The sequence below is a fragment of the Pantoea sp. BAV 3049 genome, assembly GCF_009765445.1.
In the GTDB taxonomy this organism is placed as follows: domain Bacteria; phylum Pseudomonadota; class Gammaproteobacteria; order Enterobacterales; family Enterobacteriaceae; genus Erwinia.
Genome location: NZ_WHOY01000031.1, coordinates 386,762 through 407,050, shown reverse-complemented (window position 1 = coordinate 407,050; position 20,289 = coordinate 386,762). Strand labels below are relative to the sequence as shown.

The following is a 20,289-nucleotide window of genomic DNA, read 5'->3' as shown; positions in this document are numbered from 1 at the left end:
ATGGCAGGGAATCCTCTGGGCAGTTCCGTGCATAACCAGTGGCGGGTGTCAGTCGGGCAGGTGGATATGGTACGTGCGCCGGTGCTGTCCAACCCGGTGACGCTGACCAGCCGTGGCCGGGAGGTCACTTTCGATCTCAACCGCACGGCGCTGCTGGTGATTGATATGCAGAATGACTTCTGCCATCCCGAAGGCTGGCTGGGACATATTGGCGTGGATGTCACCCCTGCGCGAGCGCCGATCGCACCGTTGCAATCTCTGTTGCCCGGCCTGCGGGAAGCGGAAGTGCCGGTGATCTGGCTGAACTGGGGCAATCGCCCTGACCGGCTGAACCTCAGCCCGGCGCTGCTGCACGTCTACAACGCGGATGGCGAGAGCGTGGGGCTGGGCGATCCTTTACCTGTATCAGGCGCGCCAGTGCTTGAGGCCGGAAGCTGGGCAGCCGAGGTGGTTGATGAACTCAGACCCGCGGCAAGTGATATCCGCGTCAATAAATACCGCATGTCTGGCTTTCAGGACACCGAGCTGGACAGCATACTGCGCAATCTGGGTGTAACCACATTGCTGTTTGCCGGGGTGAACATCGATCAGTGCGTACTGTGCACGCTGCAGGATGCCAACTTCCACGGCTATGACTGCCTGCTGCTGGAAGATTGCAGCGCCACCACGTCGCCTGCATTTTGCCTGGATGCCACGCTGTACAATGTGCAGCAGTGTTTTGGCTTTGTCGTTGGATCGGGCGGGCTGCTGCCGCAACTGTAAGGAATCGCCGTGTCTTATCTTCTTGCCGATGGCTGGATCATCACCATGAATCCGGACCGTGACATACTACAGCAGGCCAGTTTGCTGATAGCCGGTGACCGGATTACGGCTATCGGCACGCGGCAGAGCCTGCAGACCGCCAGCCCGGAAGCGGAGGTGATTGACTGCCGTGACAGCATCATCATGCCGGGCATGGTGAACACCCATACCCACCTTTTCCAGACGCTGCTGAAAGGGCTGGGGGATGACATGGTGCTGAAGAAGTGGTTCACCTGCATGACCGGACCGAGCGCTGTGGCGCTGACTGAAGAGGATGTGTTTGCCGCCGCGCTGCACGGTTGTGTGGAATCGATTCGTTCCGGCGTGACCTCGCTGGTTGATTTTATGTATGCCCATCCGCGGCCGGGTCTGACGGCGAAAGTTATTGAAGCATTTGAGCTGAGCGGCGTCCGTGGGCATGTCTGCCGTGGATTTCTGACCACCGGTGCGGAGCATGGTATCCCGCAGGAGCTGATTGAAACGCCGGAAGCGGCGCTGGCCGATGCGCGACAGGTTATTCAACGCTATCACCGCCCTGATGGCAGGGTGAAAGTCGGGCTGGCCCCCAGTATGATCTGGGCGCTGGATGAAAAGGTGCTGCGCGGAACCCGTGCGCTGGCTGACGAAACTGGTGTGCTGATCACCACCCACGTGGCGGAGACTGACTTTGAAATCGCTCAGGCGCAGTTGCGTTTTCAGGGCAGTGATACCGAATTTTTAAGCGATATCGGCTTTCTCGGGCCGGATGTGCTGGCGGTGCATTGCGTGCAGTGCAGCTCGCGAGATATCCGCGCCCTGAAACATCATGATGTGCGCGTTTCGCACAATCCCTGCAGCAATCTCTACCTGGCATCCGGTATTCCGCCAATCCCGGAAATGCTGGCGGCTGGCATTACCGTTGGCCTGGGGTCGGATGGTCCGGCCAGCAGCAACAACCACAACCTGTTCCAGGCGATGAAAACTGCCGCGCTGATGCAGAAGGGGGTGCATCGCGATCCGACCATTATGACGGCGGAGAAGGTGATGGAAATGGCTACCATCGACGGAGCGAGGGCGATTGGCCTCGATCACCTGGTGGGATCGCTGGAGGTGGGGAAAAAAGCCGACGTGATTGTGATTGGCACTGACCATCCGGCAATGACACCGGTCCACCATCCGGTTTCGGCGCTGGTCTACTCCGCGCTGGGGCATGAAGTGACGGATGTGTTCATTGACGGGCAGCCGGTGATGCGTGATGGCACTTTAACCCGCGTTAATCAGCGTGAGGTGCTGCAGCGTTCAGCCAGAGCGGCCACTTCTCTGGCTGCGCGAACCGGTAACAATAAGCCGCGCCGCTGGCGTTCCGCTGCGTTTTAACCGGTAACCTGCCCGCGAGGCATGATGTTGACCGTTTCATGCAGTTCCGACCAGACCAGAACCGCTTCGCCGCTGCTTAACTGGCGGCGAACGTCTTTGACTTTTTGCTCCAGCGACCGCTCCTGCTCGCCGTAGTCGGTGCCTTCGCGCAGTACAAAGGATTCAATCAGATTATCGAGCGTTTCCGCTTCCAGGTCTTTCCAGGGAATTATCACGTCAGTTGTCCAGCCAGGTTGAGAGCCATTGCGGAATGCGCTGTTCCAGCCACATTTGAGGTCTGAAGAGGGTTCCACCGACAAATCCCACATGCCCGCCGTACTGCGTCAGTTGATACTCCACGCTGGAGGGCAGCTGCGCCGGGTCAGGAATGACCTCGTCGGTCATAAAGGGGTCGTCTTTGGCATGAATGATCAGTAAAGGTTTACGCACGCCGGGTAGTCGCGGCATGGCGCTGCAGCGCCGGTAATAATCGGTGGCATCCGTATAGCCGTGGGCGCGGGCAGTTATGGCATCATCAAAGTCGCGCAGCTTTTTCAGCCCCCGCAGCTGGGCTAAATCCACTGGCAGCGTGCCCGGCCAGGCAATCAGCTTGCGCGCGGCATTCTGTTTCAGCAGGTTTAAAAGATAGTGCTGATAGACGCGGGAAAAACCCTGTTCCAGCCTGAAGCTGCACGGCTCCAGCATCAGCGGCGCTGAGACCACCACCCCGGCATCCAGCAGGCAGCGGTCGCCCTGTTCGCCCATCAGATAAGCCAACATATTGCCGCCCAGCGAAAAACCGACGGCGGCGGTGGGCACGGTGCCCCATTCGTCACGCAGCCACTGCAAAAAGAACGTCGCATCGCTGGTTTCACCGGAATGATAAATGCGATTCAGCCGGTTGGGTTCGCCGCTGCATCCGCGAAAGTGCATCACCACGCCGAGCCAGCCGTGCGCTTTGCACACCTGCAGCAGGCCATGGGCATAAGGGCTGTGGAAACTTCCCTCAAGGCCATGAAAAAGCACTACCCGTGGCTTGTGGCTGGCCTGAGCGGGGTCTTCACTCCACGCCAGATCGACAAAATCACTGTCCGGCAGCGTCAGGCGCTGCCAGTGCGGCTGCAGGGAAATGCGGCGGCGCACCAGGCGGGGAAGAATGGTTTGCAGATGCGCGTTGCTCATCCCCGGGATGGGCTGAAAGGCCGTCTCCGGGGTTTGACTAAAATTCATGTTCAAAATGCTTGTAGGATCCCTGTCACATTGCTAGCTTCGTCTGGTTCGTTTCTGGTCAGGGGGTGAGGAGCACCCGTTTCATATGGAACTGAGTTTGTTTTTGTCTATGCTGGGCTTTCTGTGGGTCGCTGCGATCACGCCAGGCCCTAATAATATGTTACTCACCGCCTCGGGCGCCAACTTTGGTTTTCTGCGTTCGCTGTGGTTGCTGATTGGCATCATGATGGGCATGCAGGTGATGCTACTGATGGTGGCTTTCGGCGTGGGTGGGTTAATCCTGCTTTATCCTTCCCTCCATCTGTTCCTGAAAATCGCCGGGAGTGCTTACCTGCTATGGCTGGCGTGGAAAATTGCCACTGCGGAATATGAAAAGCTGGAGACCGGCGATGCCCCGGCTAAGCCGATGCCGCCCTGGCAGGGGGGGCTGTTGCAGCTGATCAACCCGAAAGCGTGGCTGATGGCGCTGGGGGCCGTGGCCAGCTTCAGCCTGGCGGGCGATGCCTACCGTGGTTCGGTGGTGGCGATCAGCGTGGGCATGGCGCTGGTGAACCTGGTGGCCGGTTTTATCTGGCTGGGCTTTGGCTCGCTGATCGGCCGTATTCTGCGCAGCCGCCGTGCCTGGACCCTCTTTAATGTTGCCATGGGGCTGCTCACCGCCGCCTGCGTATTGCTGATCTGGCACTGATTGTTTCTCCGTTTTTGAATCAACCACCGTTCTGCGGTGGTTTTTTTATGCTTTAACCAGCAATCCAACTTAACAATCCTGGTTTTCTTCTAAGGATTTATGGTTATAAACGATAATTTTTAATTACTTTATTGCGATGATTGCTCTCGGTTACAAAGAGGTTCACCTCATAACAATGATAACCGGAGCAGCATTATGGCGCGTAAATTCACACTTTTTCTGCTAACAGCAACGCTTTCACTTTCCGCGCTCAGCGCACAGGCGGTGGATGTCACCATCGCTTACCAGACCTCTGCGGAACCGGCCAAGGTCGCGCAGGCCGATAACACTTTTGCTAAAGAGAGTGGCGCAAAAGTCGACTGGCGTAAATTTGACAGCGGCTCCAGCGTGGTCAGAGCGCTGGCTTCCGGTGACGTGCAAATTGGCAATATTGGCTCCAGCCCATTAGCGGTGGCGGCCAGCCAGCAGGTGCCGATTGAGGTGTTCCTGCTGGCTTCCCAGCTTGGCAATTCCGAAGCGCTGGTGGTTAAAAAGGGCATTAAAAATCCCAAAGATCTGATCGGCAAGCGCATTGCCGTGCCCTTTATCTCCACCACCCATTACAGCCTGCTGGCCGCGCTGAAGCACTGGGGCATCAAACCCGATCAGGTTCAAATCCTTAACCTGCAGCCACCGGCCATTATTGCGGCCTGGCAGCGCGGGGATATAGACGGTGCCTACGTCTGGGCCCCGGCAGTGAACGAACTGGAGAAAGACGGCAACGTGCTGACGGACTCCGCGCAGGTAGGCATTTGGGGTTCTCCAACGCTGGATGTGTGGGTGGTACGCAAAGACTTTGCCGAAAAGTATCCAGAGGTGGTGACCGCTTTTGCCCGCAGCGCAATTGAAGCGCAAAAAGGCTACATCGATAACCCTGACCAGTGGCTGAAAAACGGCGACAACCTCAGCAAGCTGTCGCGCCTGAGCGGCGTGCCGGAGCAGCAGGTTCCGGGACTGGTCAGGGGCAATACCTATCTGACCGCGCAGCAGCAGGTTGAGCAACTGGCTAAGCCCGTCGATAAAGCGATTGTCGACACCGCGCAGTTCCTGAAAGAGCAGGGCAAAGTGCCGCAGGTCGCCACCGACTACAGCAGCTATGTCACTGACCGCTTCGTTAAGCCACTCGCTAAGTAACCGGAGGAAGCATGCTTGCAGTCTCACATCTGACGGCCCGCTATGACGGCCATCTTGCGCTGGAAGACATCAGCCTGTCGATCGCTGCCGGAGAGCTGGTGGTGGTGCTGGGGCCTTCAGGCTGTGGGAAAACCACGCTGCTGAATCTGGTCGCCGGGTTTCTGCCCGCGGAGTCCGGCAGCATCACTCTGGATGGTAAAACCGTATCCGGGCCGGGCGCTGAACGCGGCGTGGTGTTCCAGCATGAGGGGCTGCTGCCGTGGCGCAACGTGCTGGACAACGTGGCATTTGGCCTGCAGCTGGCAGGTGTGGCGAAAGAGCAGCGAAGAGAAACTGCCCGACAAATGCTGAAAAAGGTCGGGCTGTCCGGCGCGGAAAAAAAGTTTATCTGGCAACTTTCCGGCGGGATGCGCCAGCGGGTGGGAATAGCGAGAGCGCTGGCGGCCGATCCGCAGCTGCTGTTGCTGGATGAACCCTTTGGCGCGCTGGATGCTTTTACCCGCGAGCAGATGCAGGAGCTGCTGCTGACGCTGTGGCGGGAGAGTGGCAAACAGGTGCTCTTAATTACCCACGATATTGAGGAAGCGGTGTTTCTGGCCAGCGAACTGATCCTCCTGTCGCCGGGGCCGGGCCGCATTATTGAGCGGCTTTCGCTGGGCTTCGGTCAACGCTATGCCGCCGGCGAATCCTGCCGGGCCATCAAGTCCGATCCTGAATTTATCGCCCGGCGCGAGCACGTGCTGAGCCGGGTCTTCCAGCAGCGCGAGGTCTTTTCATGAGCCTGTTATCATCGGAAAAAACGCTGGTGTCACGGCGTCCTAACCTCCGCTGGCCATTCAGCCGCCAGCTGACTCTCAGTGCCGCCACGCTGCTGGTGCTGCTGGCCATCTGGTGGGCAGTCACCGCGCTTGATTTGATTACGCCACTGTTTTTACCGGCTCCGCAGCAGGTGCTGCATCAGTTGCTGACCATTGCCAGCCCGAAAGGTTTTATGGATGCCACGCTGTGGCAGCATCTTGCCGCCAGCCTGAGCCGGATCCTCATTGCCCTGCTGGCTGCGGTGGTGATTGGCGTGCCGGTTGGCATCCTGATGGGACTGAATGAAACGGCTCGCGGCATCCTCGATCCGCTGATCGAACTTTATCGTCCGGTGCCGCCGCTGGCCTATTTGCCGCTGATGGTCATCTGGTATGGCATCGGCGAAACCTCGAAAATATTACTGATTTATCTGGCTATTTTCGCCCCGGTTGCCATGTCGGCACTGGCGGGCGTGAAAAGCGCCCAGCAGGTTCGCCTGCGGGCAGCCAGGTCACTCGGCGCTAACCGCTGGCAGGTGCTGTGGTATGTGGTTCTGCCGGGTGCGCTGCCGGAAATCCTGACCGGGGTGCGCATCGGCCTGGGCGTGGGCTGGTCAACGCTGGTCGCCGCCGAGCTGATTGCCGCCACCCGCGGACTGGGCTTTATGGTGCAGTCCGCCGGTGAATTCCTGGCAACGGATGTGGTGCTGGCTGGCATCGCGGTGATCGCTCTGATCGCTTTCACTCTTGAACTGGGGTTGCGTGCGCTGCAACGTCGCTTAACCCCCTGGCATGGAGAACACTCATGAACGAACGTCTGACTATCACGCCGCTGGGGCCGTATATCGGTGCTCAGATCTCTGACATTAACCTCAGCCGCCCGCTTAGCGACGCCCAGTTTGAGCAGCTTTATCACGCGCTGATCCGCCATCAGGTGCTGTTCTTCCGCGACCAGCCGGTAACCCCTCAGCAACAGCGTGCGCTGGCTGGCCGCTTCGGCGACCTGCACATCCACCCGGTGTATCCTCATGCCCCTGGAGTGGAAGAAGTTATCGTGCTGGATACCCACGATAATAATCCGCCGGACAATGATAACTGGCACACCGATGTGACCTTTATCGAAACGCCACCGGCAGGCGCAATTCTCGCCGCGAAACAGCTGCCGGAAACCGGAGGCGACACGCTGTGGACCAGCGGTATTGCAGCTTATGAAGCGCTGTCTGAACCGTTCAAAGTCCTGCTCAGCGGTTTGCAGGCGGAGCATGACTTCACCAAATCATTTCAGGAATTTAAATACCGTGGCAGCGAAGAGGAACACGCGCGCTGGAAGCTGGCGGTAGAAAAGAATCCACCACTGCTTCATCCGGTGATCCGCACTCACCCGGTCAGCGGTAAACAGGCACTGTTTGTCAATGAAGGGTTCACCACGAGAATTGTGGATCTCAGTCAGAAAGAGAGCGACGCGCTGCTGAATTTCCTGTTTGCCCATATCACCAAACCGGAGTTTCAGGTGCGCTGGCGCTGGCAGGAAAACGATCTGGCAATCTGGGATAACCGTGTGACGCAGCATTATGCTAATGCGGATTATTTGCCGGCGCGGCGCATTATGCACCGCGCGACGATTCTTGGGGATAAGCCTTACTACCGGGCCTGATTAAACACAAGGCCATGCCAGCTACGAGTTGAGCATGGCCTCTAACTGCTCCTGGGCATCCAGCCATTCCATCTCGCACTCTTCCAGAGCGGATTTAGCTTCTGCCTGTTGCTTTAGCGCAGCGGTGAGATCCGCTTTATGGTTTTGCTCGTAGATCGCTGATTCAGCCAGTTTTTCTTCCGCTGCGGTCAGTTGGGTGTTCAGCTTTTCCATCTGCTTTTCCAGCTTTTCAATTTGCTTGCGTAGCGGCTGCGTCTGGGTACGCAGTTCAGCCTCGCGTCGCTTCTGATCCTTTCTGGCCTGGGCGCTGTTGGTGTTGTCCTGTTTTGGCTCAGCGCTGCTGACAATTTGCTTCTGCAGGTCGCTCAGCCACTGCTGATAGTCTTCCAGATCACCGTCAAAGGCTTCCACCTTGCCGTCATGAACCAGGTAGAGATCGTCGGTGGTGGACCGCAGCAGATGACGATCGTGCGAGACCACAACCAGTGCGCCTTCGAAGCCGATCAGCGCTTCGGTCAGCGCCTGGCGCATATCCAGATCGAGATGGTTAGTGGGTTCATCAAGCAGCAGCAGGTTAGGGCGCTGCCAGACGATCAGCGCCAGTACCAGACGCGCTTTTTCACCGCCGGAGAAGCGCTCTGTATTTTCGGTGACCTTATCGCCCTGGAAGCCAAAACCGCCCAGGTAGTCGCGCAGCTGCTGCTCCAGCACTTTTGGGGCCAGGCGGACCAGATGCTGCAGGGGAGATTCATCTGCCCGTAAGAATTCCAGCTGATGCTGGGCGAAGTAACCCAGCTTAATGCCCTTCGCCAGGCCGATATCGCCCTTCAGCGGAGCCAGCTCACCGGCCAGCAGCTTGATCAACGTGGATTTTCCGGCGCCATTACGGCCCAGCAAACCAATTCGCGAGCCGGGGACCAGGTTGAGCTTGATCGAATTCAGGATGATGCGATCTGAATAGCCTGCGCTGACTTTTTCCATATTCAGCAGTGGGTTCGGCAGGCTTTCTGGTTCCCGGAAGCTGAAAGTAAACGGGTTGTCGACATGCGCGGGAGCAATCAGCTCCATGCGCTCCAGCATTTTGATACGGCTTTGCGCCTGCCTGGCTTTGCTGGCTTTGGCCTTAAAGCGGTCGATAAAACTTTGCAGGTGCGCCACTTTCTGCTGCTGGTTTTCAAACATTGACTGCTGCTGCGACAGTTTGGTCGCGCGCTGAATTTCGAACGAACTGTAGTTACCGGTGTATTCAAACATCGCCTGCTGCTCAATATGCAGGATCTTGTCCACCACTGGATCGAGGAAGTCGCGGTCATGGGAAATCAGGATCAGCGTGCCCTGATAGCTTTTCAGCCAGCGCTCCAGCCAGATCACCGCATCCAGGTCGAGGTGGTTAGTCGGTTCATCGAGCAGCAGCAGGTCCGAGCGGCAAATCAGCGCCTGCGCGAGGTTGAGGCGCATACGCCAGCCCCCCGAGAAGTCGCTCACCGGGCGCTGCAGCTGTTCCTGAGAAAAGCCCAAACCGTTAAGCAGGCTGGCCGCGCGTGACTGTATTGTCCATGCCTGAATGGCATCGAGCTTGCCGTGCAGCGTGGCGATGGCGTGGCCGTCATTAACCTCGTTGGCGTGGGCTAATCCCGCTTCGAGCTGGCGGAATTCGCGGTCGCCATCGATAACATACTCAATGGCAGGGACAGAGAGCGCAGGCGTCTCCTGGTTGACCCAGGCCAGCGACCAGTTTCCGGGATAGTTAACGCTGCCACCATCGGCGCTTATCTCGTTCTTAAGCAGCGACAACAGCGTGGATTTGCCGCAGCCATTTTTCCCCACCAGGCCGACTTTCTGCCCGGGGTTAATGGTGGCGGTGGCGTTATCCAGCAGTACGCGGACACCGCGTCGAATTTGTAACGAGGAGAAGACAATCATAAGCGCCGTAATAGTCAGAATATGTTAAATTAAATCATCATAATTGCTTTTCGGAATTCACAATTCCGTTGCGTCGAGCATGGTAGCGGAATTTCCCCGCTATGACGACGATTTGGAGGGGAATGATGTCGCAGCCGCCCAAAGTTTTGCTGCTTTACGCCCACCCGGAGTCGCAAGATTCGATTGCCAATCGGGTTTTGCTGCAGCCGGCGAAAGATCTGCCCAATGTGACCGTGCACGATCTGTACGCGCATTATCCTGACTTTTTCATTGATATTCATCACGAACAGCAGTTGCTGCGTGAGCATGACATCATCGTTTTTCAGCACCCGTTATACACCTACAGCTGCCCGGCATTGCTGAAAGAGTGGCTGGACCGCGTGCTGTCCCGTGGCTTTTCCAGCGGACCCGGTGGCAACGTGCTGGAAGGTAAATACTGGCGAAGCGTGATCACCACCGGAGAACCAGAAGCGGCCTATCATCAGGAGGGGCTGAACCGTTATCCAATGTCAGAAATTATGCGCCCCTTTGAACTGACCGCCCAGATGTGCCGGATGCACTGGCTGACGCCGATGATTATCTATTGGGCACGGCGTCAGACTCCAGAGGTGATGAAAAACTTTGCCCGGGCCTATGCTGACTGGCTGGCTTCCCCGTTGCCCTATGGAGGTGTCTGAATGGAAGGGCCAACTCTGCTGACGGCTGGCGTCGTCTATCTTTTCGCTGCGGTGATTGCGGTGCCGATTGCGGCACGACTGGGTATCGGTGCCGTGCTGGGTTACCTGCTGGCCGGTATCGCTATCGGGCCGTGGGGACTGGGTTTTATCAGCGACGTTGACGAAATCCTGCACTTCTCTGAGCTTGGTGTGGTGTTCCTGATGTTTATCATCGGGCTGGAGCTGAAGCCTTCAAAACTTTGGGAATTGCGCCGTTCCATTTTCGGGGTCGGCGCGGCTCAGGTCATTCTCAGCGCGGCGATCCTCGGCGGGTTGTTACTGCTGACGGACTTTTCGTGGCAGGCCGCTGCCATTGGAGGGATTGGCCTGGCGATGTCCTCTACCGCCATGGCACTGCAGCTGATGCGCGATAAGGGCATGAACCGCAATGAGGCCGGGCAGCTTGGCTTCTCGGTGCTGCTGTTCCAGGATCTGGCAGTGATCCCGGCACTGGCGCTGGTTCCGCTGCTGGCTGGTGGTGACAGCGGTCATACTGACTGGATCAAAGTGGGGATGAAGGTGCTGGCCTTCGCCGGGATGCTGATCGGCGGGCGCTACCTGCTCAGACCCATTTTTCGCTTTATCGCGGCTTCCGGCGTGCGTGAAGTCTTTACCGCCGCGGCACTGCTGCTGGTGCTTGGCTCAGCGTTGTTTATGGATGCGCTGGGGCTTTCAATGGCATTGGGGACGTTTATTGCCGGTATTCTGCTGGCGGAAAGTGAGTATCGCCACGAACTGGAAATCGCCATCGATCCGTTTAAAGGGCTGCTGCTTGGACTGTTCTTTATTTCGGTGGGAATGGCGCTGAACCTGGGAGTGCTTTACACCCATATCGCTGAAATTCTTATCGGTGTGGTGGCGCTGGTTGCCATTAAAGCTGGTGTGCTCTATCTGCTTTCGCGCATTTTTGGCCTGCGCAGCTCAGAGCGGCTGCAATTTTCGGGCGTGCTCAGCCAGGGCGGTGAGTTTGCCTTCGTGCTGTTCTCGGCGGCTTCTACGGCGAAGCTGTTTAGCGGCGATCAGATGCCCCTGCTGCTGGTGACGGTGACGCTGTCGATGATGACCACACCGTTGCTGATGCAGGGCGTTGATAAAATTCTGGAAAGGCGCTTTAACGATGGCGACGACAACGAAGAAAAGCCGTTTGTTGAGGATGACAAACCTGAAGTTATCGTGGTCGGTTTTGGCCGTTTTGGTCAGGTGGTGGCGCGTTTGCTGATGGCAAACGAAAAGCGTATTACGGTGCTGGAGCGGGACATCAGTGCGGTAAGCCTGATGCGAAAGTATGGATACAAAGTATACTATGGTGATGCCACCGAGCTGGAATTATTACGGGCCGCCGGTGCCGAAACGGCACAGTCGATAGTGATAACTTGCAACGCCCCGGAAGATGCGATGGAGATTGTGCACCTCTGCCAGCATCATTTCCCGCACTTGCAGATTCTGGCACGGGCGAGGGGCCGCGTGGAAGCGCACGAGCTGATTCAGGCAGGCGTATCGCAGTTCTCGCGTGAAACATTCTCCAGTGCGCTGGAGCTGGGCCGCAAGGCGCTGATGACGCTGGGGATGCATCCCCACCAGGCCTTCCGGGCGCAGCAGCATTTCCGACGCCTGGATATGCGCATGCTGCGCGAGCTGATGCCGAACCATTCTGACAGTCAGCAAATTTCGCGAGTGAAAGAAGCCCGCCGCGAGCTGGAAGACATTTTTCAGGCTGAGATGCAGCATGAGAAGCGCCAGTTCGACGGCTGGGATGAATTTGAATAGGAACAGATATGCGTAAAAGATTTATTGCCGGTGCGACCTGCCCCAGCTGTCAGGCACAAGATACGCTGGCGCTGTGGAAAGAAAATAATATTGATGTGGTTGAATGTGTTAAGTGTGGCCACCAGATGAGAGAGGCGGATAAACAGGTTCGCGATCGGGTTCGGACCAACGAGCAAGTGATCGGAATTTTTCATCCTGAGTAGCGTTATGGCTCAGCTTTTTTTAAGCTGTACCGTACAGCGGCGTTGAAATTCAGTACACTCGACGCAATTTAGAGCCATTCACGTTGGCAAAAGGCCAACAGATAAGGGCTCAAGCTCTCAACGGTTAGGAGTAATCATGAAAGTAGCAAAAGACCTGGTGGTCAGCCTGGCATACCAGGTACGTACAGAAGACGGTGTGTTGGTTGATGAGTCTCCGGTGAGCGCACCGTTGGACTATCTGCACGGTCATGGTTCCCTGATTGCCGGTCTGGAAAAAGCACTGGAAGACCATGAAGCGGGTGACAAGTTCGAAGTGAACATCACCGCCAACGACGCTTATGGTCAGTACGATGACAATCTGGTGCAGCGTGTACCGAAAGACGTATTCATGGGCGTTGACGAACTGCAGGTAGGCATGCGCTTCCTGGCAGAAACCGATCAGGGTCCGGTTCCGGTTGAAATCACCGAAGTCGAAGACGACCACGTGGTGGTTGACGGTAACCACATGCTGGCGGGTCAGAACCTGAACTTCAATGTTGAAGTTGTGGCGATCCGTGAAGCGACTCCGGAAGAACTGGCTCACGGTCACGTTCACGGTGAGCACGATGATCACCATGACCACGATCATGATCACGACCACGGTAAAGGTGGTTGCGGTACCGGCGGATGTGGCTGCAGCCATTAATCTCCGCAGGATCAAAAAAGGCCACCAGTGATGGTGGCCTTTTTTATTTGCCTGCAGCAGTTTTAATAATGCGGAGGCGGTGTCTCTTCCGATTGTGAAGCAATCATAGACGGGGCCGCAGATTTCAGCTTATCGGTCAACAGACGCATCTGCTCCCGCAGGCGGGCCATCTCCAATTGATGGTGGATCACCGTTTGGTTTAGCTCTTCGATGGTGTGTTCCTGAAAGGCCAGTCGGCTCTCCAGCATCTCCATTCGCTGTTCAAACAATGATTGTTGCATACTCTTTCCCCTTGTTACCGCGCGAGCCGCTATAATGGCCGGATTGCTCCGATTCTAACGGCAAAGCCCGCAGTGAAACAGGAATATACGCCTTAATTTCATGCGGACAGTTGAAAAAAGAGTTTGGCGTCTGCATTTCAGTGGTGAAACTTTCGGGTGGACAAGCGGTCGGAAGTTAACTTAGTTTTCATTGCGAGATTGTGTAGTTTTCTCGCGCACAGTTATAGTACAGGCCCCGGTTTGTAAACGATTTCCGAGGTGAGAGGCTTCGGTTTTGGAGAAATGGATGAAATCACTGTTTAAAGTCACACTGTTAGCCACCACCATGGCCGTTGCCCTGAATGCACCTCTGGTGATGGCTGCCGAGACCGCACCGGCAGCAGCACCAGCAGCACCAGCAGCCGCTCCAGCCGAACAGGCTCCGAAGAATGCCGCGTTCAAAACTGAGGACGAACAGTCCGCCTACGCGCTGGGCGCTTCTCTGGGTCGCTACATGGAGAACTCCCTGAAAGAACAGGAAAAACTGGGCATCAAGCTGGACAAACAGCAGCTGATCTCAGGCGTGCAGGATGCGTTCGCTGGCAAGAGCAAACTCTCTGACCAGGAAATCGAACAGACTCTGCAGTCCTTCGAGGGTCGCGTGAAAGGCGCAGCTCAGGCGAAGATGGAAAAAGACTCGAAAGAGAACACCGAAAAAGGTGAAGCTTTCGCGGCTAAATTCGCCAAAGAAAAAGGCGTGAAGAAAACTGAATCCGGCCTGCTTTATCAGGTTGAGAAAGAAGGGACTGGTAGTGCACCAACAGACAGCGACACCGTGGTAGTGAACTACAAAGGCACGCTGATTGACGGTACCGAGTTCGATAACTCTTACACCCGTGGCGAGCCACTGTCCTTCCGCCTTGACGGCGTGATCCCGGGATGGACCGAAGGTCTGAAGCACGTGAAGAAAGGCGGTAAAATCAAGCTGGTCATCCCACCAGCGCTGGCTTACGGCAAAAATGGCGTTCCGGGTATTCCGGCTAACTCCACACTGGTCTTTGATGTTGAACTGCTCGATATCAAACCAGCAGCGAAAGCTGAAGCTGCCCCGTCAGCTCCGGCTCCAGCTGAAGCGCCAGCGACCAAATCTGAATAAGTCTCTCCACCGCCACACTTGTTGTGGCGGTGTTCTTATCTGCCTCTCAATACTCTCCGCTTTTTTTGCTGTACCCTGCAATTCATAACAAAGGTCAGGACAGGCGTTTCAGATTTTTGCTAAACTAGCCACCGCGCATTTTCTTCAGAACGAGTCTGCCCTGGCGCCGTGTGACAGGCTCTTTTCAAGGGTGGTGTCTTAATGTCTGGTTCAATTTTTACCGGTGATGTGGCCGATCTGGAACTCCTGGAACAGCACCCCTTCGGGCAAACCGACTTCGAAATCCTGAAATCCTATGAAGCGGTGGTGGATGGCCTGGCGATGCTGATTGGCTCCCATTGCGAAATCGTTCTTCATTCTCTGGAAGATCTGAAGTGTTCCGCCGTGCGTATTGCTAACGGCGAACATACCGGCCGTAAAATCGGTTCACCTATTACCGATCTCGCTCTGCGCATGCTGCATGATATGAACGGGGCGGACAGCAATGTCTCCAAAGCCTACTTCACCCGCGCCAAAAGCGGTGTGCTGATGAAGTCGGTGACCATCGCTATCCGCAACGGCAATCATCGGGTGATTGGCCTGTTGTGTATCAACATGAACCTCGATGTGCCGTTTTCGCAAATTATGGCGACTTTTATGCCGCCGGAAACGCAGGAAGTTGCCTCTTCGGTTAACTTTGCTTCGTCAGTGGAAGACCTGGTCATGCAGACGCTGGAGTTCACCATTGAGGAAGTCAGCGGCGACCGCAACGTCTCCAACAACGCCAAGAATCGGCAGATTGTGCTCAACCTGTATGAGAAAGGGATCTTTGATATCAAGGATGCCATCAACCAGGTGGCCGATCGCCTGAATATCTCCAAGCACACGGTTTATCTCTATATCCGCCAGTTTAAAAGTGGAGATTTCCAGGGGCAGGATCGCTGATGCGTTACACCTTGCTGGTCACCGGACCGGCATACGGAACTCAGCAGGCCAGCAGCGCCTGGCTGTTTGCACAGGCCTTACTGACGCAGGGGCATACTCTGGAAAGCGTGTTTTTTTATCGCGAAGGGGTGCTTAACGCCAGTGCGCTGAGCTCTCCCGCCAGCGATGAGTTTGATCTTACTCGTGGCTGGCAGCAGCTTCATCGGGAACAGGGCGTGGCGCTGAATATCTGTGTGGCGGCAGCTTTACGCCGTGGGGTGACGGACGAGCAGGAAGCGAAGAACCTCGGCCTGCCCGCAGCAAATCTTGCGCAGGGTTTCCAGCTCTCTGGTCTTGGAGCACTGGCTGAAGCAGCACTTAGCTGTGAAAGGATGGTGCAGTTCTGATGAATCGTGTCGCCATTGTTTTTACCCAGTCTCCTCATGGCAGCAGTGCCGGCAGGGAAGGGCTGGATGCCGTGCTGGCCATTTCCGCCTTGAGCGAAGAGATTGCGCTGTTTTTTATCAGCGATGGCGTCTTGCAACTGACTCCCGATCAACAGCCTGAGCAGATACTGGTGCGCGATTATGCCGCCACCTATGGCGTGCTGCCTCTTTACGATATCGACAAGCTGTACGTCTGCGCTGCGTCGCTGGCTGAACGTGGGCTGGCTGCCGATGGGCAGAAAGTGCTGCCAGTTGCAGTGCTGGAACCTGCCGCGCTCCGTGCAGAGCTTGAAAGTTACGACCGGGTCATCACGTTCTGAGGATATTATGCTGCATACCCTGATTAACTCCCCCTTTAAATGCGATTTCGCTGCGCTGCTGCGTCTGCTGGCAGAAGGGGACGACGTTTTGCTGATGCAGGACGGCGTGCTGGCTGCGCTGCAGGGTAGTCAGGCTCTTGAATCTCTGCTCAACGCCCCCATCTCTCTGTACGTGCTGCAGGAGGATGTTATTGCCCGCGGGCTTTCTGCTCATATTTCAATCAATGTGGCGACAGTAGGCTATAATCACTTCGTCGCGCTGACGGTAAAAAATTCGCAACAAATGACCTGGTAGAGACGATATCCTGGTTATTTCTTGACACCTTTTCTGCTCAGCCCTAAAATTCCGCGTCCTCGTTATACCACGAGGCGATTTATCACGTGTTTACGAAGCAAAAGCAAATCCCAGGAGCTATTTAATGGCAACAGTTAACCAGCTGGTTCGCAAATCACGCGCACGCAAAGTTGCAAAGAGCAACGTGCCTGCGCTGGAAGCCTGCCCGCAGAAACGTGGTGTATGTACTCGCGTATATACTACCACTCCTAAAAAACCGAACTCCGCACTGCGTAAAGTATGTCGTGTTCGCTTAACCAACGGTTTTGAAGTTACCTCCTACATCGGCGGTGAAGGTCATAACCTGCAGGAACACTCCGTGATCCTGATCCGTGGCGGTCGTGTTAAAGACTTGCCAGGTGTGCGTTACCACACCGTTCGTGGCGCGCTGGACTGCTCAGGTGTTAAAGACCGTAAGCAGTCACGCTCCAAGTACGGCGTGAAGAAGCCAAAGGCTTAATGGTTCTCCGTTAAGTAAGGCCAAACGTTTTATCTTAAATGTCATAATAAACTCGTAGAGTTTTGGACAATCCTGAATTAACAACGGAGTATTTCCATGCCACGTCGTCGCGTAATTGGCCAGCGTAAAATTCTGCCGGATCCTAAGTTCGGATCAGAGCTGCTGGCTAAATTTGTAAACATCCTGATGGTAGACGGTAAAAAATCTACTGCTGAATCAATCGTCTATACCGCGCTTGAGACCCTGGCTCAGCGTTCAGGTAAAAACGAACTGGAAGCATTTGAAGTAGCCCTGGACAACGTCCGCCCAACCGTGGAAGTTAAATCCCGCCGCGTTGGTGGTTCTACTTATCAGGTACCAGTTGAAGTCCGTCCGGTTCGTCGTAATGCTCTGGCAATGCGTTGGATCGTTGAAGCTGCTCGTAAACGCGGTGATAAATCAATGGCTCTGCGCCTGGCGAACGAACTTTCTGATGCTGCAGAGAACAAAGGTACTGCAGTTAAGAAACGTGAAGACGTTCACCGTATGGCCGAAGCCAACAAGGCGTTCGCTCACTACCGCTGGTAACAGCTTCGTAGTTGTTATTAACCCAGCGGGCGTCTAAGTCGACCACTCGCTGGGCTTTACTAACTTAGAACGTCCGAGAATCAGAGGAATCAAATGGCTCGTACAACACCCATTACACGCTACCGTAACATCGGTATCAGTGCACACATCGACGCCGGTAAGACAACTACTACCGAACGTATTCTGTTCTACACCGGTGTAAACCACAAAATCGGTGAAGTTCATGATGGCGCAGCCACCATGGACTGGATGGCGCAGGAGCAGGAGCGTGGTATTACCATTACCTCCGCAGCGACTACCGCTTTCTGGTCTGGTATGGCTAAGCAGTTCGAGCCGCACCGCGTAAACATCATCGACACCCCGGGACACGTTGACTTCACCATCGAAGTAGAACGTTCCATGCGTGTGCTTGACGGCGCAGTAATGGTTTACTGTGCAGTTGGTGGTGTTCAGCCACAGTCTGAGACCGTATGGCGTCAGGCTAACAAATATAAAGTTCCACGCATCGCGTTCGTTAATAAAATGGACCGTATGGGTGCTAACTTCCTGAAAGTTGTCGGCCAGATCGAAACTCGTCTGGGTGCAACTCCGGTTCCTCTGCAGCTGGCTATCGGCGCTGAAGAGAAATTCACCGGCGTTGTTGACCTGATCAAGATGAAAGCGATCAACTGGAACGACGACGACGCGGGCGTGACCTTCGTTTACGAAGAGATCCCAGCTGATATGCAGGAACTGGCAGAAGAATGGCGCCAGAAACTGATCGAAGCCGCAGCTGAAGGTTCTGATGAGCTGATGGAGAAATTCTTTGGTGGCGAAGAGCTGTCTGAAGAAGAGATCAAAGCTTCTCTGCGTAAGCGCGTACTGAATAACGAAATCATCCTGGTAACCTGTGGTTCTGCATTTAAGAACAAAGGTGTTCAGGCGATGCTGGATGCGGTTATCGAATACCTGCCGTCTCCAACTGACGTTACCGCGATCAACGGTATCCTGGATGATGGCAAAGACACTCCGGCCGTTCGTCATTCTGATGATGAAGAGCCGTTTGCAGCGCTGGCGTTCAAAATCGCAACCGACCCGTTTGTGGGTAACCTGACGTTCTTCCGCGTTTACTCCGGTATCGTGAACTCTGGCGACACCGTGTTCAACCCGGTTAAGTCTGCTCGTGAGCGTCTGGGCCGTATCGTACAGATGCACGCCAACAAACGTGAAGAGATTAAAGAAGTTCGCGCAGGTGATATCGCTGCTGCAATCGGTCTGAAAGACGTAACGACTGGTGACACCCTGTGTGACCCGGACAACGTCATCATTCTGGAGCGCATGGAGTTCCCTGAGCCAGTAATCTCTATCGCCGTAGAACCAAAAACCAAAGCTGACCAGGAAAAAATGGGTCTGGCTCTGGGCCGTCTGGCTAAAGAAGACCCATCATTCCGCGTATGGACTGACGAGGAAAGCAACCAGACTATCATCGCCGGTATGGGTGAGCTGCACCTCGACATCATCGTTGACCGTATGAAGCGTGAATTCAACGTTGAAGCGAACGTCGGTAAACCTCAGGTTGCTTATCGTGAAGCGATTCGCAGCAAAGTGACCGATATCGAAGGTAAACACGCCAAGCAGTCTGGTGGTCGTGGTCAGTACGGTCATGTCATTATCGATATGTACCCTCTGGAGCCGGGCGTTAACCCGAAAGGTTACGAGTTCGTCAACGACATCAAAGGTGGTGTGATTCCTGGTGAATACATCCCTGCGGTTGATAAAGGTATCCAGGAGCAGCTGAAATCAGGTCCTCTGGCTGGTTATCCAGTAGTTGATCTGGGTGTTCGTCTGCACTTTGGTTCTTACCATGACGTTGACTCCTCTGAGCTGGCGTTTAAACTGGCAGCTTCTATCGCGTTCAAAGACGGCTTTAAGAAAGCAAGCCCAGTTCTGCTTGAGCCGATCATGAAGGTTGAAGTAGAGACTCCGGAAGAGAACACCGGTGACGTTATCGGTGACCTTAGCCGTCGTCGTGGTATGCTCAAAGGACAAGAATCTAACGCTACTGGTGTTCAGATTCACGCTGAAGTTCCGTTGTCTGAAATGTTCGGATATGCAACTCAGCTGCGTTCTCTGACTAAAGGCCGTGCTTCATACTCGATGGAGTTCCTGAAGTATGATGATGCGCCGAACAACGTCGCTCAGGCCGTTATTGAAGCTCGTGGCAAATAAGCTACAGTTTTAAAATATTGATCATATGCTCTCACCACAGCGTGAGAGCATTAAAGTAAGGAATATCGTCGTGGCTAAAGAGAAATTTGAACGTAACAAACCGCACGTCAACGTTGGTACTATCGGACACGTTGACCACGGTAAAACTACCCTGACTGCTGCTATCACCACCGTTCTGGCTAAAACCTACGGCGGTTCTGCACGTGCTTTCGACCAGATCGATAACGCGCCAGAAGAAAAAGCTCGTGGTATCACTATCAACACTTCACACGTTGAATATGACACCCCAACTCGCCACTATGCGCACGTTGACTGCCCAGGCCACGCCGACTATGTGAAAAACATGATCACCGGTGCTGCTCAGATGGACGGCGCAATCCTGGTCGTTGCTGCAACTGACGGCCCAATGCCTCAGACTCGTGAGCACATCCTGCTGGGTCGTCAGGTTGGCGTTCCTTACATCATCGTGTTCCTGAACAAGTGCGACATGGTTGATGACGAAGAGCTGCTGGAACTGGTAGAAATGGAAGTTCGTGACCTGCTGTCACAGTACGACTTCCCGGGTGACGATACTCCAATCGTTCACGGTTCTGCTCTGAAAGCACTGGAAGGCGAAGCTGAGTGGGAAGCGAAAATCATCGAACTGGCTGGTTACCTGGATAG

24 protein-coding genes are annotated in these 20,289 nt (G+C 55.2%); 20 read left to right on the top strand and 4 right to left on the bottom strand.

Annotated features, from left to right (window positions below; all coding sequences use genetic code 11):
* Positions 1-762, top strand: a complete 762-nt coding sequence (locus GSQ70_RS02725) for a cysteine hydrolase family protein (RefSeq protein ID WP_158780896.1) — start codon at positions 1-3, stop codon at positions 760-762.
* 9 nt (positions 763-771) lie between these two features.
* Positions 772-2,157: an amidohydrolase family protein gene (locus tag GSQ70_RS02720; protein ID WP_158780894.1), complete on the top strand. Its 1,386-nt coding sequence runs from the start codon at positions 772-774 to the stop codon at positions 2,155-2,157.
* Here the strand turns inward: GSQ70_RS02720 and GSQ70_RS02715 are convergent.
* Complete coding sequence (locus GSQ70_RS02715; RefSeq protein WP_158780892.1) at positions 2,154-2,372, bottom strand: YheU family protein; 219 nt, start codon at positions 2,370-2,372, stop codon at positions 2,154-2,156. The genes GSQ70_RS02720 and GSQ70_RS02715 overlap by 4 nt on opposite strands.
* Position 2,373: 1 nt before the next feature.
* On the bottom strand, positions 2,374-3,366 hold the full coding sequence (locus tag GSQ70_RS02710) for a hydrolase (protein ID WP_158780890.1): 993 nt from the start codon (positions 3,364-3,366) through the stop codon (positions 2,374-2,376).
* Positions 3,367-3,451: 85 nt separating this feature from the next.
* Here GSQ70_RS02710 and GSQ70_RS02705 point away from each other — a divergent pair, with 85 nt between their 5' ends.
* From GSQ70_RS02705 to tauD, 5 genes are all read left to right on the top strand, one after another.
* Positions 3,452-4,054: a LysE family translocator gene (locus GSQ70_RS02705; protein WP_158780888.1), complete on the top strand. Its 603-nt coding sequence runs from the start codon at positions 3,452-3,454 to the stop codon at positions 4,052-4,054.
* A 195-nt stretch (positions 4,055-4,249) separates the two neighbouring features.
* Positions 4,250-5,227, top strand: coding sequence for a taurine ABC transporter substrate-binding protein (tauA, locus tag GSQ70_RS02700; RefSeq protein ID WP_158780886.1), 978 nt, complete (start codon positions 4,250-4,252; stop codon positions 5,225-5,227).
* An 11-nt stretch (positions 5,228-5,238) separates the two neighbouring features.
* Positions 5,239-6,006 carry a taurine ABC transporter ATP-binding subunit gene (tauB, locus tag GSQ70_RS02695; protein WP_158780884.1) on the top strand — a complete coding sequence of 256 codons (768 nt, stop codon included), beginning with the start codon at positions 5,239-5,241 and terminating at the stop codon, positions 6,004-6,006.
* Positions 6,003-6,833: a taurine ABC transporter permease TauC gene (gene tauC / locus GSQ70_RS02690; RefSeq protein WP_158780882.1), complete on the top strand. Its 831-nt coding sequence runs from the start codon at positions 6,003-6,005 to the stop codon at positions 6,831-6,833. Before tauB ends, tauC begins: the two co-directional genes overlap by 4 nt.
* Complete coding sequence (gene tauD / locus GSQ70_RS02685) at positions 6,830-7,678, top strand: taurine dioxygenase (RefSeq protein WP_158780880.1); 849 nt, start codon at positions 6,830-6,832, stop codon at positions 7,676-7,678. The genes tauC and tauD overlap by 4 nt, the downstream gene beginning before the upstream one ends.
* A 21-nt stretch (positions 7,679-7,699) precedes the next feature.
* Here the strand turns inward: tauD and GSQ70_RS02680 are convergent, their stop codons facing one another.
* The gene (locus tag GSQ70_RS02680) at positions 7,700-9,601 is read right to left on the bottom strand and encodes an ABC transporter ATP-binding protein (RefSeq protein ID WP_158780878.1); all 1,902 of its coding nucleotides are present in this window, start codon (positions 9,599-9,601) and stop codon (positions 7,700-7,702) included.
* A gap of 125 nt (positions 9,602-9,726) precedes the next feature.
* On the opposite strand from GSQ70_RS02680, the gene kefG reads away from it, so the two are divergent.
* The 4 genes from kefG to slyD all read left to right on the top strand — a co-directional run bounded on the left by kefG (position 9,727) and on the right by slyD (position 12,972).
* Entirely contained in the window at positions 9,727-10,278 is a 552-nt protein-coding gene (gene kefG, locus GSQ70_RS02675) for a glutathione-regulated potassium-efflux system ancillary protein KefG (protein WP_158785180.1), read from the top strand.
* Positions 10,279-12,084, top strand: a complete 1,806-nt coding sequence (kefB, locus tag GSQ70_RS02670) for a glutathione-regulated potassium-efflux system protein KefB (RefSeq protein WP_158780876.1) — start codon at positions 10,279-10,281, stop codon at positions 12,082-12,084.
* 8 nt (positions 12,085-12,092) lie between these two features.
* Positions 12,093-12,287, top strand: a complete 195-nt coding sequence (locus GSQ70_RS02665) for a YheV family putative zinc ribbon protein (RefSeq protein ID WP_158780873.1) — start codon at positions 12,093-12,095, stop codon at positions 12,285-12,287.
* Positions 12,288-12,423: 136 nt separating this feature from the next.
* Complete coding sequence (gene slyD, locus GSQ70_RS02660; RefSeq protein ID WP_158780871.1) at positions 12,424-12,972, top strand: peptidylprolyl isomerase; 549 nt, start codon at positions 12,424-12,426, stop codon at positions 12,970-12,972.
* Positions 12,973-13,034: 62 nt separating this feature from the next.
* On the opposite strand, the gene GSQ70_RS02655 is transcribed toward slyD, so the two are convergent.
* Complete coding sequence (locus GSQ70_RS02655; RefSeq protein WP_158780869.1) at positions 13,035-13,253, bottom strand: protein SlyX; 219 nt, start codon at positions 13,251-13,253, stop codon at positions 13,035-13,037.
* Between the two features lie 286 nt (positions 13,254-13,539).
* Between GSQ70_RS02655 and fkpA the strand changes: the two genes are divergently transcribed.
* From fkpA to GSQ70_RS02610, 9 genes are all read left to right on the top strand, one after another.
* A complete protein-coding gene (fkpA, locus tag GSQ70_RS02650) occupies positions 13,540-14,388 on the top strand; it encodes an FKBP-type peptidyl-prolyl cis-trans isomerase (RefSeq protein WP_158780868.1) in 849 nt (282 codons plus the stop codon).
* A 201-nt stretch (positions 14,389-14,589) separates the two neighbouring features.
* Complete coding sequence (locus tag GSQ70_RS02645; protein WP_158780866.1) at positions 14,590-15,312, top strand: transcriptional regulator; 723 nt, start codon at positions 14,590-14,592, stop codon at positions 15,310-15,312.
* On the top strand, positions 15,312-15,698 hold the full coding sequence (tusD, locus tag GSQ70_RS02640) for a sulfurtransferase complex subunit TusD (RefSeq protein WP_158780864.1): 387 nt from the start codon (positions 15,312-15,314) through the stop codon (positions 15,696-15,698). Before GSQ70_RS02645 ends, tusD begins: the two co-directional genes overlap by 1 nt.
* Positions 15,698-16,057, top strand: a complete 360-nt coding sequence (tusC, locus tag GSQ70_RS02635) for a sulfurtransferase complex subunit TusC (RefSeq protein ID WP_158780861.1) — start codon at positions 15,698-15,700, stop codon at positions 16,055-16,057. The genes tusD and tusC overlap by 1 nt, the downstream gene beginning before the upstream one ends.
* A gap of 7 nt (positions 16,058-16,064) precedes the next feature.
* Complete coding sequence (tusB, locus tag GSQ70_RS02630; RefSeq protein WP_158780859.1) at positions 16,065-16,352, top strand: sulfurtransferase complex subunit TusB; 288 nt, start codon at positions 16,065-16,067, stop codon at positions 16,350-16,352.
* A 124-nt stretch (positions 16,353-16,476) separates the two neighbouring features.
* Entirely contained in the window at positions 16,477-16,851 is a 375-nt protein-coding gene (gene rpsL / locus GSQ70_RS02625) for a 30S ribosomal protein S12 (RefSeq protein ID WP_158780857.1), read from the top strand.
* Positions 16,852-16,947: 96 nt separating this feature from the next.
* Complete coding sequence (gene rpsG / locus GSQ70_RS02620) at positions 16,948-17,418, top strand: 30S ribosomal protein S7 (RefSeq protein ID WP_008457106.1); 471 nt, start codon at positions 16,948-16,950, stop codon at positions 17,416-17,418.
* Between the two features lie 93 nt (positions 17,419-17,511).
* Complete coding sequence (gene fusA, locus GSQ70_RS02615; protein WP_158780855.1) at positions 17,512-19,626, top strand: elongation factor G; 2,115 nt, start codon at positions 17,512-17,514, stop codon at positions 19,624-19,626.
* Between the two features lie 70 nt (positions 19,627-19,696).
* Positions 19,697-20,289, top strand: a 593-nt coding sequence (locus GSQ70_RS02610; RefSeq protein ID WP_158785179.1) for a GTP-binding protein, incomplete at its 3' end; no start/stop codon positions are given.